Source organism: Planctomycetaceae bacterium, assembly GCA_021371795.1.
GTDB lineage: Bacteria > Planctomycetota > Phycisphaerae > Sedimentisphaerales > UBA12454 > UBA12454.
Window position 1 is genome coordinate 114,239 of record JAJFVK010000021.1, and the last position, 16,286, is coordinate 130,524.

The following is a 16,286-nucleotide window of genomic DNA, read 5'->3' on the forward strand; positions in this document are numbered from 1 at the left end:
GATACTTTAATCAATGCCCATCGCTTTGCGAGCGCGTTTCAGTGTTACATTCGCTACGGCAGCCGCTTTTTCAGCGCCTTCTTTTAGAATCTTCTTCACATAATCGATATTATTTTCAAGCTCTGCGCGTTTCTGGCGATAAGGCCTGAAATATTCGATTAAAAGTTCGACAAGTCTTTTCTTTGCATCGCCGTAGCCCATGCCGCCCTGTCTGTATTTCTTGTCCCACTCGGCCAATTCTTCAGCCGAAGCAACAAGTTTCAGCAAAGCGAATATATTACATTTACCAGGGTCTTTAGGCGATTCGACCGGAGTGGAATCCGTTACGATTCGCATCACTTTTTTCTTCACGGAATTTTCAGGCTCGAAAATTTCGATGGTGTTGTCGTAGCTTTTGCTCATTTTTCGACCATCTATACCCGGCACAACCGCAACCGTATCAATAATATAATCTTTTGGCAGAACAAAAGTTTCGCCGTAGGTATTATTGAAATAGCCCGCGATATCGCGTGTTACTTCGATATGCTGTTTCTGGTCAGCTCCGACCGGAACAAGATTACTGTCGAAGATAAGAATATCAGCCGCCTGCAAAACAGGATAAGCGAACAGGCCGTGATTTGCGGTAAGCCCCTGCGCAACTTTTTCTTTATAACTTACGCACCTCTGGAGCAGTCCCATCGGCGTTACACAAGACAAAAGCCAGCACAATTCAATTACCTGCGGCACATCCGACTGACACCAGAACACCGTTTTGTCGGTATCAAGACCGAGCGCCAGATAGTCCATCGCGACCGCGAAACGATTTTGCCTAAGCGTATCCGGATTTGGCCCGCTGGTAAGGGCGTGATAATCGGCTATGAAATAAAAGCCTTCATTTTCCGCCTGAAGCTGCAGATGCTGCCTCATTGCGCCGAAAAAATTTCCTATATGCAGCCTTCCGGAAGGCTGAATGCCTGATAAAACTCTCAAAGTATAATACTCCTTAATACAGATTTTTCAAAATTACCCGTACCGTCCTTCGCGACGCCAGTCCCCGCAGGGGGTTAAAGCAAAACGGGCAACAAAGTTACAAAATTCACGACGCGCGAGCAATAATACCAATTGGTATATGAACGCAAATATCTATAAACTAAAGACATAAAGTTAACAATCAGGGACTGCGATGTCAAGAAATTAGTTGATTTAAGTCGTTTAATCCCTTAAACATTAGTATATACCGGCTTTACGATAAGATTTTTTTGAAAGGCAGGAAGAATGGCGGACAAGAGAACAATATCAAGAAACAGTATGGTGATAATTCTGGCTGCCGGCAAGGGTACGAGGATGGGCAGAACAGACCTTGCTAAAGTATGCTTCGAAATCGACAGCCAGCCCGCAATCAATAGAACAATAAACACTTTTCAAAAGCTCGGTTTTGAAAAATTCCTTCTTGTCGTCGGCAGCCGCGCCGAAGACGTTATGGCCGCCGCGGCAAAAGAAACCCCTGCAATCTATATATATCAGCAGCCGCAGCTCGGCACCGGCCACGCTGCCAAACTCGCCGCAGAAGCACTGGAAAACACGAATTATACCGGAAATATTCTTGTTACAATGGGTGATAAATATATCGAATCAGACGCAATCGAACTGCTTGTGGACGGGTTTGTCAGGCAGCAGGCTGACCTTGCGCTTTTGAGCATACCTATAGGCAAATCTGACGACTCGTCCGGCAGAATCTTCTGTGACAAGTCCGGTCAGGTCGTGGATATTATTGAAAAACCGGACATCGCCTGCCAGGCTATCGGTGACGATTTGCGGGATAAAATTAAACGCTCGGCAAAAATCCCGTCTGTGCAAGTTCGACAAATTATAAATAAGTATATGCCTTCCGAGAAAAAACAGACGCTCGCCGTCGGAGAATTATTGAATCTTATTAACGCCGGCAAAACGATTGAAAGTTCACGGATTGAGAAAATCCTCGAAGCCAAAAAATTCAACATTGAAATCGCAGGCGAAAAATATACCGCTGCGCAGATTCAGCAAAAATGCAAGGTTGGAAATCCAAGCTTGTATATGTTTAAGCCAAATGCGTTTTATAAAGGCACCGCGATGATTGACAATAACAACGCACAGGGCGAATATTACCTGACGGATATTGTCAAACATTTATCACGTTCGAAAAAAGAAGACGAGCCGCAGTTCAGAGTTCGCGCAATTCACGCACAGAACGCAAACTGGATTCAGGGTTTTAATTCGCCCAATGAACTGCTAAGTATCAGCGACTACATCCGCAGAGCAAATATAAAAAAGCATCCGCACCGCATTGAAATCAGTCCGCCGAAACTTAAAAAAACTCAATACTGCACCGTAACGGAATGGCTCCAGAAAATAGAAATCAAAAAACACCCGATTAAAAAATGGTTAAACACTATTTACGGCAGCCACGAAGATTTACATAAAGAAAAAATCAGCGATATCAAAGACGTTTTGAAATGTTACGGCAAAAATTTCGGCTGGGACGAAAGAGTCTGTATCGTAAGAGCGCCTGGCAGAGTAAACCTAATGGGCAGACATGTTGACCACCGCGGCGGATTTGTAAATTTTCTGGCTATCGACAAGGAAACGATAGCAGTTGCCGGTCTGCGGCAGGATAATAATGTGGTTGCCTATAATGTCGAACCGAAAAAATTCGAGCCGGTAAAATTTAATATTTCCGAACTCATTGGCAGGTTCGCATGGAGCGACTGGATTAATTTTGTAAACAGCGACTGGGTCAAACAAATGCTGTATTCATCGGCGGGCAACTGGGGCAACTATATTAAAGCGGCGTTATTGAGGCTCCAGCACCAGTTTACAGACGTCAAGGTCTCTGGATTAAATATGGCGTTTTGCGGAAATGTCCCTATCGCGGCAGGTCTTTCCAGCAGTTCGACAATCGTTGTCGCCAGTTTACAGGCGGCAATCGCGCTGAATAATTTTGATTTGACAAGCAGGCAGTTTATCGATTTGTGCGGCGAAGGAGAATGGTTTGTCGGTTCACGAGGCGGTGCAGGCGATCACGCAGCGATACATTATGGACAGCGGGGAAAAATCGCACACGTGAGTAATTTACCGATGAGTGTTGATAAAATTATCGACGCTCCTGCCGATTACCAGCTTCTTATCGCCAACAGCCATATAAAAGCGGCAAAAAGCGAAGGGGCAAAACATATTTTTAACGCGAAAGTCGCATCATACAATCTTGGCTTGGCATTGTTAAAGCAGAGATTTCCTGAAATTGCCGACAGAGCGGAATTTTTGCGGGATCTCAACCCGGAAAATCTCGGCTGCGCAACGAGCGATATTTACAAATATCTGCTAAAAATACCGCAAAAGCTTACAAGAAATGATTTAAAAAAACTTCTGGGTGCGAAAAACAGTCAGATGATTGAAGCAAATTTCGCCTCGCATAAAGACCCCGGAGATTATAACATCAGAGGCGTTTTGCTGTTTGGCATAGCTGAAATGGCAAGGAGTAAAACCTGCATCGATTTGCTCGAGCAGGGGAAAATCGATGCCTTTGGCGAACTTATGAAAATCAGTCACAATGGCGACAGGGTTTGTGCGGCCGGCGCCGATGGAAAATATTACAGGCTCAAAAATATCTGCACTGACGATTATTTGAATAAACAAATAGCCAATCTTGCAAGCGAAGACCCGGAAAAAGTTCTGAACGCTCAACTGTACCGCCAGTGTGGAGAATATGGATGCAGCACCGAAGAAATTGACCGGATGGTCGATATCGCCTGCGGCGTTGAAGGTGTTGCAGGTGCGCAAATTGCCGGCGCAGGTCTGGGCGGATGTATTATGATTCTGGTACAAAAAGACTGCATCGAACGGGTGAAAAAAACGCTTATTGAAAAGTATTATCGCCCTGCCGGATACAAACCCGCGATTCTGTCGTGTATCACAACCGAAGGCGCATGTCTGGCGGATTTTTAGAACAGATTGTATTTTTGTCTTTTAATTTCACGCTGAACCGTTAAAATTCCTCTCGGAAAAAAATATGAGCGAAAAATTAAGACTTGTTGATATCGTGAACGTTGAACCATCCTTTGATGGCGAACAAGAAGGTGATATTCTGGAAAAACCAAAAGAAATAGATATACCGGAAATTATAGGTGTTTTGCCGATTCGCAACGCTGTTGTGTTTCCCGGCACTGTTACACCTTTGGCAGTCGGCAGACAAAAAAGCCAGAAACTGCTGGAAGATTCCAAAACGACAGATTCAATAATCGGACTTGTTACACAAAAAAGCCCGACAGTTGACAATCCGACATTAGACGACTTGTACGAAATAGGAACCGCCTCATCGATCCTGAAGGTTGTCAAGATGCCGCAGGGAACGGTAAACGTCATAGTCCACGGCCTGATAAGATTCAAAATTGAAGAGGTTGTCGCGGTTGAGCCGTATTTAAAGGTCAGAATCAAGCCGCTGACGAGCAAAACAAAAATCACAAAAAAAGTACAGGCGATGATTGTCAGCGTCCGCGACACCGCGAATAAAGTAATACATTTAAGTCCGAACGTGCCGGAAGAGGCATCGATACTTCTTGAGAATATCGAAACGCCGGCCGCTCTGTCGGATTTTCTCGCGTCGAATTTAAACCTCACCGTCACGGAAAAACAGCAGATGCTTGAGGAGCTGGACGCGCAAAAAAGATTGGAAAAAATTTCGCTTGCGCTGGCCAACCAGCTTGAAGTGCTCGAATTGAGTCATAAAATTCAGGGACAGGTCAAACAGTCGGTTGAAAAAAGTCAGCGTGAATATTTCCTGCAGGAGCAGTTAAAAGCGATTCAGACTGAACTTGGTCAGGACGACAAAAGAACAGAAGAGATAAAAGAACTAAAAGAAAAAATTAAAAAAGCAAAGATGCCGCAAAAGGTCGAGCAGGAGGCAATGCGTGAATTTGACCGTCTGACGAAACTTTCGCCGATGTCGCCTGATTACGGCGTTATCAGAACGTATCTCGACTGGATTTGCGAATTGCCGTGGAATACAAGCACGACAGATTTGCTGAATATCAGAAAAGCGCAGAAAATTCTCGAGAAAGACCATTACGGTCTGGAGAAAATCAAAAAACGCATACTCGAATTCCTGGCGGTAAGAAAACTGAATCCGACCGGCAAAAGTCCGATTCTATGCTTTATAGGCCCTCCCGGCGTAGGCAAGACAAGCCTTGGCAAATCCATAGCACGGGCGATGAACAGAAAATTCGTCAGAGTTTCGCTCGGCGGAATCAGAGACGAAGCGGACATCAGAGGGCATCGCAGAACATACATTGGCGCACTGCCGGGCAAAATTTTGCAGGAACTGCGAAAATGCGGAAACAAAAATCCGGTGTTTATGCTTGATGAAATAGACAAAATCGGTGTCGATTTCAGAGGCGACCCCGCAAGCGCACTGCTGGAAGTTCTCGATCCGGAGCAGAACAACACATTTACTGACCATTATCTCGATCAGCCGTTCGACCTTTCAAGCGTTATGTTCATCGGCACCGCAAACTATACCGAACCGATTCCACCCGCCCTGATGGACAGAATGGAAATCCTCGAACTGCCCGGCTACACGGAAACTGAAAAATTAAATATCGCGAAAAAATATTTGATACCCCGCCAACTCAAGGAAAACGGCCTGAACAAGGATAATCTGAAAATAGCGGATGACGCTTTGGCGGAAATCATCAGAAGCTATACCGCCGAGGCAGGCGTAAGAAATCTTGAGCGAACAATCGCCGCGGTTTGCAGGTCTGTCGCAACCGAAGTCGCAAAAGCAGGCAAAAAATCCAGAACGATTCAAAAAGCAGATTTACATAAAATCCTCGGCCCGATTAAGCACGAATCGGAAGTCGCGATGCGTACCGTTGTGCCGGGAGTGGCTACAGGTTTGGCTTATACGCCGTTTGGCGGCGAAATATTATTTATCGAATCGGCTTCGATGCCGGGCAAAGGCGAATTGATACTCACCGGACAAATTGGCGAGGTGATGAAAGAAAGCGCACAGGCGGCGTTTTCGATAACCAAAGGAAACGCGAAAAAACTCGGCATTGACCCGAAAGTTTTTGCTAAACACGATTATCATATCCACGTACCTGCCGGCGCAGTCCCAAAAGACGGACCAAGCGCAGGCGTCGCGATGTTTACATCGATTGTTTCGCTTTTGACGAATAAGCCCGCCAGAGCAGATGTTGCGATGACCGGCGAAATCACGTTAAAGGGAATTGTTCTGCCGATTGGCGGCCTGAAAGAAAAAATCCTCGCCGCAAAACAAGGCGGCATAAAAACGGTCATACTGCCGATGCGCAATAAGAAAGATATGGTCGAAGTTCCAGCAGAAGCAAAAAAGGGTATGAAGTTTGTGTTCGTCAAAAAGACGGACGACGCTCTCAAATACGCCCTGCAAAAATAATGGCACTAAAAAGTTTTACCTTGTCCTAATAAAGCCTTCTGCCATATAAAACTTCTACTGGTTAATATATTCATACTCCAGCCAGTCGTTCGCTATCTGCAGTAAATCCAAACCATCAACCTTGCCGGAATGGTCAATGTCCGCACCGTTGCACCATTCATCTTCGGCATCGCAGTTCTCGAACCATTCTCGTGCCAATATCGTAAAATCTTCAAAATTAACGATGCCGTCATCGTTAATATCGCTGCTGTCGGGCATATCCTGCTGCGGACATTTAATCCAAATGATTGCGCCAACCGCTTGGCCGATTCCACGATTATCACCATATTCATACATTGGCATGAATATCATATCTTTCTTTGGGCTGATTGTTCCATACAGTATCTTCTTGAATGATATTACGTTACCTGCGTTACTGTCGGCAATACCGTCCCCGTCAGTATCAATCGCCGACGGAATAAAATCATATTTGCCATCGGACGTGACGCTTCCCGTAACGCTATTGCCGTTTGGATATCGAAGAGTATACTCCATAGTGCTGTCGCTTCTGAAAATACCGATTCCATTTCCAACGGTCATATAATTTCCATTGATATCAGTTGCAAAACATCGCATCTGATAAATTCCGGCTATGTCCGCAGGTGTGATTTTTTCGGCGGTTTTCTTCACTGCCATAGTATAGCCATTTATGCCGGCTTTGCGATAAGGCGTGAATATAACTCCGCCGTCGCCCACAAGTGCAGGTGAATAGCCGCCGGTTACTGCCATACTGTAATCTGTGCCGAGCAGCCAGTTCATCGTTCCTGTGCTGGTGCTGCCGTTGACATTTACGACATTATAATCCGCTGTGCCAGAGGTTGAGCTGGTTGCTTTGTAAACAATTTTTCCGCCGCTGGCGCCGTCAACATCTCCGTATATATGATGATTGAAGAACGTGTATTCGCCCGCAATATTTTCGCCTGTAATATCATCCGGCTTGCGAATCATTATATCCATACCCGCGTTGGGGTCGATATGAACGATAGTATTTCCGCTCCATGCGATGTTATATGTACCGTCCGGGAAAATAACATCATAAGAACCATCGTTAGCCTCGCTCATAGTGAACGTCTTTGTAAAGCTGTGCTGACCATCGATGTCTGACCAGTTCTGCTCCCATGTGTCATTATCGTATATTGTAACAGTTCCGCGTGCACCGGCAAAATTGCCGAACCAGTATTCGCCGTTCAACTGTTCGTTAGGGTCGGCATTCGGGTCGTTTGAGCCGATGTTTTCCCACGCGAATCGCGGATAATCTTTTTTCGGCATCTGCCAAATGTCGGCCGTGCCGTTGGTTGTTTCATCTTTGAAGTCCCAACCTGCACCTGTAAACGTCAAACGCGTTTGCATCAGGACAGTTGTTTTACCCGCAACACCCGCCGAAGTTCCATAGCCAAGACCGCCGGTCATAACGCTTGTATCTTTATCCCAGAAACTTTCGCTGATAATTCCGCTTCCGCCGTAATAGCCCAGGAAACCGCCTTTATAAGTATGTGCGCCTGTCGCGGCGACTGTGCCGATTGAGTAGCATTTCTGAATCTTCGCTGTGGAATAGTTATATTGCCTGCCGACAAGACCACCGGCGTAAGCGTAAGCTGACGATGATAATGTTCCACAGGAAACATTGCCTGTACAGTAGCAGTTTATCAAAGCACCATAGGATTGATAACCCGCAAGACCGCCTGCGAAGGCGCTTGACGATGATGACGATGATGCAACATTTCCATTGCTGAAACATTCTGCTGCGCTGCCGGAAAATTGATAACCAATAAGACCGCCGGCAAAAGCGGAATATATCGAAGAATATGCCGTTACAGTTCCGCTGCTGTAACTGTCGGTTACATCGCCGTGAGATTGGTATCCAATCAAACCGCCCGCGTAAGCATTGACAGATGAGCATATAATCTCTGCTGTGCTGTAACAGTTTGTAATCGTGCCGTAAGACTGCCATCCGACCAGACCGCCGACATAAGAAGTCGCAGCGCCAGTAGAGCTTACCGCACCTGTGATATGACAATTAGTGATAGTACCATAATACTGATACCCAACCAGACCGCCGACATACATACTGTTGGCGTCAATATTAACATTTTCGATTACTACATTTTTAATTGTCGCGCCGGATGTATAACCAAACAGCCCTGCATAGTTTGTCGGTGCGGCATTTGTGTAATTCAGATTTTTAATTGTGTGGCCGTTGCCGTCAAATACGCCTATAAACGGCACAGACGAAGTTCCGACGATTTTGAATTGTGTGCCGGTATAGCCCGCCATATTAATATCATTGGCCAGTTGAAAGTATTTATTCCATTTGTCAGATTGCGCACCGAATGTGTTCATATCCGCCACTGTTGCGATTAAATATGGATCTCTGACCGTACCTGTACCGCCGGAGAAAGTCGTGGTAATCCCTGTCAATTCCTGAATCACAGGCGCATCATCAACCCAGTAATCTTCCTGCTTGACCAGACCAACGCCCGGAACCACCCATTCATACCAGTATGGCGACTGCCCCTGATTTGCGTCATTGACATCGACTTGCATATACTTCTTAAATTTGTAGGCACCACTGAATGTTCCGAAAGGCACAGTCACAGACTCGATACCAACAACTTCTATAAACTTATAATAATATATATCTTCGGGTTGATAAACACTCCACTTTGTTCCAACAGGCGCTTTTTTGTATTCGAGTCTTTCATTGCCATCATAGATTTCGTCTATAGTACTTCGAAGCAAACCATAGTCGCTTTCGGGTTCATTGTTAAAATTATAACCTTTCAAATTGAAATACGTGTGGCCGTTAAGGGTGGCTTGTCTGTTAATCAAAAGTTGAGCTGTCCAACTGCTGCCCATAGGATTGGATTGAGTGTAGATATACTTCTTTCCGACCTGCATTGGAAAGAGCTCGTCTTCGGCTCTGACAAACGATGCGCAAATGATGCAAAATACAATAGATAAAAGAACTGCTCTTCTTTTCTTCACGTCCGACTCCTTAAAAGCTGCACTGCTATAAAATATAAAAACAGGGGCACAAAACACCACATATTCCCTATTTCAACATAATCACATAAAAAAGTTCCAATAATTATATAATTCTCCACATTAATACGCAAGAAAAAAAAGTAAGATTTGTTGTACGATAAATTAGCTATTTTACAAAAAATACTTTTCTTATCTATCTTCCCATGTTATAATTCCGCCTGTAAAGTGGATGTATTACCGGACGTATTCGTATTATGTACGGTAATTACAGTAACCGGTGAATTAAAAAAATCAATATAACCCCTTGAATTGGAAAACAGTTATGAGCGCTAAAAAACTGCCATTATTGTTGTGTCTTTGTTTATTGGTACTTTCAGGCTGCGAGGAATCCACACAAATCTCACAGCCGCAGTGTGCTTCAACAACGCCCGTTTTACCGCCCCCGCCTGCTGCTCCGCAAACAGACTCGCATTCAAAAATGTTCTATTGCGAAGCCTGTCCGGTAATTAGGCTTGATACGAGAATACCCGCGCAAGTCCAGACCAAAACAGAGTTTGAGTACGCTGTAACAGTTACCAATGTAACAGACGAACTGGTAACAGATATAGTTCTTTCCGATGTATTGGCAAACAATTTCCAATACATAAGGTCAAATCCGGCACCGACAAACTTACAGGGCAGAAATGAATGGTTCATCCCACAGCTTGCACCGGGCGAGTCACGAGAAATCGTTGGTATTGCGATGGCATTGAAAGCCGGCGAAGTTCTTGATTTTGTCGATGTTACTTTCAAAGCGCCCGCAAAGCTGCGTTCGTTTGCTCTTGAGCCGAAACTTGTTATTAAAAAGAGCGCACCTGCTGAAATTTCAATGTGTGCTCCTGTTCTTTACATCTTCAAAATTGAGAACATCGGCAGCGGAACAGCCAAAAATGTCAAACTGTACGATACACTTCCGGCAGGACTTACAACAACAAATGGAAGCTCGACAGTTGATATGCCGATTGGCGAATTGCCGGCCGGTACTTCAAGAACAGTTTCTATTACTTTGAAAGCAAATAGAACAGGCGTTTATGTGAATAATGCAGTTGCCCTTGCAGATGGCGAAATTACTGCCGAGTCCGGCGACGTTACAACAGTCGTCAAAAAGCCTTCGCTGACGATTACAGCTTCCGCTCCGCAAACAGAATATTTCAATATGGAAATCCCATACACGATAACAGTTACAAACACAGGCGATTGGCCTGCTGTCAATACAGTAATCGAAGATATCATCCCGCAGGGACTAACTTTCGTCAAAGCCTCGCAGGGTGCCAACTCAAATTGCGGCAGAGTGTTATGGAAAGTTGACAGATTAGCCCCCGGCCAGTCTGTAACAACTTCAGTAACAGCTCTTGCAGCCGCCATCGGCGATGTCGAAAATACATTCAGGGCATCAGCAGAATGTGCCGAAATGGTTTCAGCAACAGCAAGAACGACTATAAAGGGCACCCCCGGCGTACTGCTTGAAGTCAGCGACATCACAGACCCTGTAAAAGTCGGCAACACTGTAACTTACAGAATAGTTGCGACAAATCAGGGACAGATACCTGTAACAAATATCGCAATCAAGGCATCGCTTGATACTGCGATGAATTATGTTTCAAGTTCCGGCGCAACAAAGAGTCAGTTTGCTGACGGCGTAGTAACTTTTGAAACGCTTTCGTACCTGGCTCCAAAAACACAGGCTATCTGGGAAGTTACCGTAAGAGCAGCAAGTGAAGCCGACGTAAGGTTTAAGGCCGAAATGACCGGCGAACAACTTACAAGTCCTGTTATGGAGACTGAATCAACGCACTTCTATCAGTAAAATTTAACAGGAAAATTGATAACAAAAAAAGAACCCCGGCTCAAACCGGGGTTTTTTATTTTTTTATATTGCACAAAAAATTGTACTAAGCATTGTCCAAACATTTTTTCAATGTCTTGATAACTAATGCCGCGTCATCTTTTGACAGATTGTTATGGAACGGAATCGCGATAGTGCGTTTGCAGATTCCATCGGTAATTGGAAAATCGCCGTCTTTATAGCCGAACTTTTCAACGATAAACGGCTGAAGCGTAACTGGCGGGAAGTAGTTGCTTACCTGAATACCTTCAGCGATCATCGCATTTAAAATTTCGTTTCTTTTCGCCGCGTAAGGTTCTTTCAGACGAAGAACAAATACAAACCAACTCATTCTGCAATCGGCCGGTGCCTGCGGAACGATAACTCTGGTTTCATCGCGCAAAAGCTCCTGATATGTTGAGGCAACCTTTTGGCGTTTAGCGACAAACTCTTCAACCCTGTCAAGCTGACTTGAACCGAGTGCCGCGTTAATATCGCTCATTCTGAAATTATAGCCAAGCCTGTCGTGTGCAAGCCAGCCGCCGCCTTTGCCGCGTCCCTGATTCCGCAAAGACCGGCAAATATCCGCCAAATTCTCGTCATCGGTCAGGATCATACCGCCTTCGCCGGTGGTCATCTGTTTATTCGGATAAAACGCGAAATTGCTCATTGTGCTGTAGTTACCGACTTTTGTGCCTTTGATTTCAGCGCCCAAGCCTTCGCAACTGTCTTCAATCACCGGCAAATTATGTTTCTTGCCGATTTCCCAAACTTTGTCCATACCGGCAGGATTTCCAAACACTACAACCGGCATAATCGCCTTTGTTTTTTTTGTGATTTTGGCTTCGATTTTTTTGTAGTCAATATTAAGAGTCGTCGGGTCAATATCCACAAACACCGGCTTGGCATCGACCATCATAATTGAGTTTGTAGTAGCAATAAACGTAAACGGTGTTGTGATTACCTCATCGTCTGCGCCTATTCCTAATGCTTTAAGGCAGAGGAAAAGCCCGCTGGTGCCTGAATTTACAGCAATTCCATGTTTTCTGCCTATGTATTTGGCAAGTTTATTCTCAAATTCAGGAATTTTGGGACCGAGTGAAAGATTGGGTGTTTTAAGAACATCTACAACCGCTTTGATATCATTGTCGTTGATGTCCGGCCGAGAAAGAGGAACTCTAATATTCATATAAGTTTGTCCCAGAAATAATAATTTGCAACAGGTAAACCTAATTTAGCTTACCTGTTTAAAAGCAGTCGGGGAGACAAGATTTGAACTTGCGACCTCTGCGTCCCGAACGCAGCGCTCTAGCCAAGCTGAGCTACTCCCCGCAAAAAATGCGAGTTCAGAATTATATCACAACTAAATTAAAATACAATACTTTTTGTAACACCTTTTTTACAATAGGTTTACGGGATCAACATCAACCTGCACCTGTACGGCAGAGGCCGCAGGCTTCAGGCCGCGGAATCGACTCAAAAGTTCGCCCAATTGCGCCGGTTTGACTGTTTGAAGGATAATCTGCATACGATGAAACCGCTGAATTCGCGAAATCGCCGCCGGCATCGGCCCGCTCATTTTAATATCGAATTTGCGAGCGGAAATTATTGCGATAATCTGCTCTGCTATTTTTTTCGAGGCGTTTTCAAGTCTGTCAAATTTAATATCACGTATCCTGACAATCGCCAGTCTGCCGTAAGGCGGCAGCATACATGCGTGTCGAATTTTCAATTCTTCTTTTACAAACCCTTCGAAGTCATCATTAATCGCGTATTTAATCGCCGGCTGATTCGGCATAAATGTCTGAATATAAACCGTGCCGCCTTTGCTGCTTCTGCCGGCCCTGCCGGAAACCTGACATATCAACTGATACGTGCGCTCATTTGCGCGAAAGTCCGGCAATTGCAGCGAAGTATCCGCGCCAATTATTCCAACCAACGTAACATTCGGAAAGTGTAAACCCTTTGCCAAAATCTGCGTGCCGGCAAGAATATCAATTTTGCCGGCGTCGAAATCTCCAAGCAACTGATAGTAATTGTCCTTCTGCATCGAATCACTATCAACTCTTACAACTTTCGCCGTTGGAATTTTTAGTTTCAATTCATCCTCAAGTCTTTGCGTGCCCAGGCCAAGCATTGTTACATTCCCGCCGCAAACAGGACAGTTTTTCGGAACCAGCGTTTGCGACAGACAATAATGACAGACCGCAAAACCGCCGGCAACTCTGCTCTTCAAATTCGGCGAATGCTGATGCTTTTCAGATTTGTGGAACGTCAGCGTAACATCGCAATTCCGGCATTTAAGCGAATATCGGCACGATGGGCAAAAAATAAAATTACTGTAACCCCTGCGATTGAGCATAAGAATCACCTGCTCTTTTTTTTGCAGAGTTTGTTTTATCGCGGCCTCCAGTTCAGGACTTAAAATATTCACGCCGCCCTTGTCGAATCCGCATTGCGACATATCGACGACTTTCATCTTCGGCTTTGGCAAATCCATTACACGCTTCGGCAGCGAAAGTTTCATAAAATGACTTTTCGCCGAGCAATTTCCCAGCGTTTCAAGCGAAGGCGTCGCGCTTCCCAAAACGCAAACCGCATCAGTAATTTGCGCCATTTTTATCGCGACATCCCTGCCGTTGTATCTGGGCGATGTATCCTGCTTATAACTCGGCTCGTGCTCCTCATCGACAACAATAATTCCCAACTGCCGCACAGGTGCGAAAATCGCGCTGCGCGCGCCGATAACAACTATCGGCGATGTATTGCGAATTTTCTGCCACTGCGCATTTCGCTGCGAAGCAGTCAACTGTGAATGTAATACAGCCAAATGGGCAAACCGCGTGCTAAAACGCTGAATAGTTTGTGCGGTCAGCGCAATTTCCGGAAGCAAAACGATTGCGCTTTTGCCCCTTTCAAGAACTTTTTCTATCGCACGGATATAAACTTCCGTTTTGCCGCTGTCGGTAACACCGTGCAGAAGCGCAACGGAAAATTTCTGCGATTCGATTTGTTTTTCAATCGCCGACAATGCGTTTTTCTGGTCGTCGTTCAAAACCACATTCGCGGTTTTTAAAATCATTCCCTTGGGCACAATCGGCAAATCTGAATATACCGTTTCACTTGTAAATTTCACAATGCCTGCCTGCAACAATTTTTTCACAGGCGCCATTGTTACATCGGCCTGCGAAAGCAATTTATCAACCTGTATCGCACTATCCTCATTATTTGCGCCGGCCTGCTGCAAAATCTCGATTAACTGTTTTTGTTTCTTTCCTTTGATTAATGCCAAATCAGAATTTTCCGTCAGATATGCTGACTTAACGCTCTTTTTGCCGGTGTCGTGTTTTACCGCAGCCGGAAGCATTGCGCTCAATACTTCGCCCAATGGCGAAATATAATATTCGCTAATCCATTTGCCGATTTTTAAAAGTCTTTCATCGAGCAGCGGAGATTCATCTAAAACTTTTTTTACGATTTTTAATTTGTACGGAACGTTGGCAGTCTTCGCATCTTTTATATCAATGCAAAACACTTTACAGGATTTATTGGATTTGCCGAACGGAACTTCCAGCCTTTGGCCGGGCACTACGGGCAGGAATTTATCCGGCAGAAGATAACTAAAAACATCATCCACACCGGCGTCAACGGCGACAGTTACAATATTACTGCACGGAACTTTTTCTTCCGATGTATCAAATAAACTATTCTCAAAGTGTCTGGACATAGGTGGGAATTATATCAGCAAAAATATTTGTTATCCAGCTACTAATCCGTAAATCCGCGCAGGAATTCGCGTGCGCAGGTTTGCACAAAATTGCGCAGATGTGCGAAAACCTGCGCAGATTTTCATAGAAAACGCTTCAAAAAGCCTAAAAAACACATCAAAACCGTTTCAAAACACCCAAAAACCTCTTAAAACACCTTGACTGATTAATTTTTTAGGTCAGTTTTGGGCAAAAATAACAATTTTCAGCAAATAAATGTAACTGAATGAAAGTAAAATGAAGTAAAAACACAAAAAATGGTAGTGAAATTAAGTGAAATTACATAAAAAAATCAGGACATTCGGCGACTATAAAATCAGACGCAAGTAAGATGCAAAAGAGCAAATAGACACAAATTTTCACCCCTCATTGTATGGCGTATTGTACCATATTTTTGTCTGTTTTTCAAGCATTTTTTTAATCGCAGATTACTCTGATGACGCTGATTCTTTTGTAGCCACCAAGACATCCCCTTTGGTTTTGTTTTAAAGCAACAAAACCCTGAAGATTCGGGGACTTCCGCTCCGCTTCAGCCAAGGCACTAAGTTTAACATCCAACATCGAACGCTTAACGTTGAACTTCGAATGTGGAACGCTGCGTGGGAATTTTTAATTAAACTCAAAACTAAAATCTCTTAAAACGTAAAACCAAAATGTAAAATCTAAAATTAATATGAATGATTGGCCATAATCATTATTCGGATGTAAGTATTAAGAGTTTCACGCCTTCTTTAGTAGATATTTCTTCAATTTGCTTTAACTTATCTTTATCTATAGGATTGGGAGCGATAATGGCCAAGACAGGAATTAAGTTTGTTGCATTTGCATAACAAATCGTCTGCCCTAAACCTTCTTTCCATTTTGGCAAAAAATCAACTTCAATTGCATAGCGGTCTGTAAGTATATCTGCACGGCCTAAATCTAATTTCACTTCAGTTTTCCCATTTATTAATTCCGCAAGAGCATTAGTCCATTCCTTTTCATGGGCTTCAACGGGAATCTGTAATTTTATCGTAGGAATTAATAATTCTGAGTTTTGTGCCAAAAGCTGAACAAGCGATTGAGGTGGTTTTGCCACGGCCATAGGTTGTTTTTTTGTTATTCTTGTAAACAAACCAACCAATGCAAAAATCACCACAATAACAAATGCAACTTTGATTCCATAGTTTAATGAATGCTTCTGTTTAACAACAATACTCATGAC

At 44.2% G+C, this 16,286-nt stretch carries 8 protein-coding genes and 1 tRNA gene; 3 read left to right on the forward strand and 6 right to left on the reverse strand.

What is annotated here, in order from left to right:
- Positions 1–6: 6 nt before the first annotated feature.
- The gene (trpS, locus tag LLF92_11295; protein MCE5341691.1) at positions 7–969 is read right to left on the reverse strand and encodes a tryptophan--tRNA ligase; all 963 of its coding nucleotides are present in this window, start codon (positions 967–969) and stop codon (positions 7–9) included.
- A gap of 285 nt (positions 970–1,254) precedes the next feature.
- Between trpS and LLF92_11300 the strand changes: the two genes are divergently transcribed.
- Positions 1,255–3,960 (forward strand): NTP transferase domain-containing protein, encoded by a 2,706-nt coding sequence (locus LLF92_11300; GenBank protein MCE5341692.1) that lies wholly within the window; start codon positions 1,255–1,257, stop codon positions 3,958–3,960.
- 64 nt (positions 3,961–4,024) lie between these two features.
- Entirely contained in the window at positions 4,025–6,427 is a 2,403-nt protein-coding gene (lon, locus tag LLF92_11305) for an endopeptidase La (GenBank protein MCE5341693.1), read from the forward strand.
- Positions 6,428–6,481: 54 nt separating this feature from the next.
- Here the strand turns inward: lon and LLF92_11310 are convergent, their stop codons facing one another.
- A complete protein-coding gene (locus LLF92_11310; protein MCE5341694.1) occupies positions 6,482–9,451 on the reverse strand; it encodes a hypothetical protein in 2,970 nt (989 codons plus the stop codon).
- A 322-nt stretch (positions 9,452–9,773) separates the two neighbouring features.
- Between LLF92_11310 and LLF92_11315 the strand changes: the two genes are divergently transcribed.
- On the forward strand, positions 9,774–11,297 hold the full coding sequence (locus LLF92_11315) for a DUF11 domain-containing protein (GenBank protein MCE5341695.1): 1,524 nt from the start codon (positions 9,774–9,776) through the stop codon (positions 11,295–11,297).
- Between the two features lie 85 nt (positions 11,298–11,382).
- Here the strand turns inward: LLF92_11315 and LLF92_11320 are convergent, their stop codons facing one another.
- The 4 genes from LLF92_11320 to LLF92_11335 form a co-directional block, all read right to left on the reverse strand.
- The gene (locus tag LLF92_11320; protein MCE5341696.1) at positions 11,383–12,504 is read right to left on the reverse strand and encodes a DegT/DnrJ/EryC1/StrS family aminotransferase; all 1,122 of its coding nucleotides are present in this window, start codon (positions 12,502–12,504) and stop codon (positions 11,383–11,385) included.
- Between the two features lie 68 nt (positions 12,505–12,572).
- Positions 12,573–12,647 (reverse strand) — tRNA-Pro (locus LLF92_11325).
- A gap of 67 nt (positions 12,648–12,714) precedes the next feature.
- On the reverse strand, positions 12,715–15,042 hold the full coding sequence (gene priA / locus LLF92_11330; protein MCE5341697.1) for a primosomal protein N': 2,328 nt from the start codon (positions 15,040–15,042) through the stop codon (positions 12,715–12,717).
- 734 nt (positions 15,043–15,776) lie between these two features.
- On the reverse strand, positions 15,777–16,283 hold the full coding sequence (locus tag LLF92_11335) for a hypothetical protein (protein ID MCE5341698.1): 507 nt from the start codon (positions 16,281–16,283) through the stop codon (positions 15,777–15,779).
- Positions 16,284–16,286: the final 3 nt, after the last annotated feature.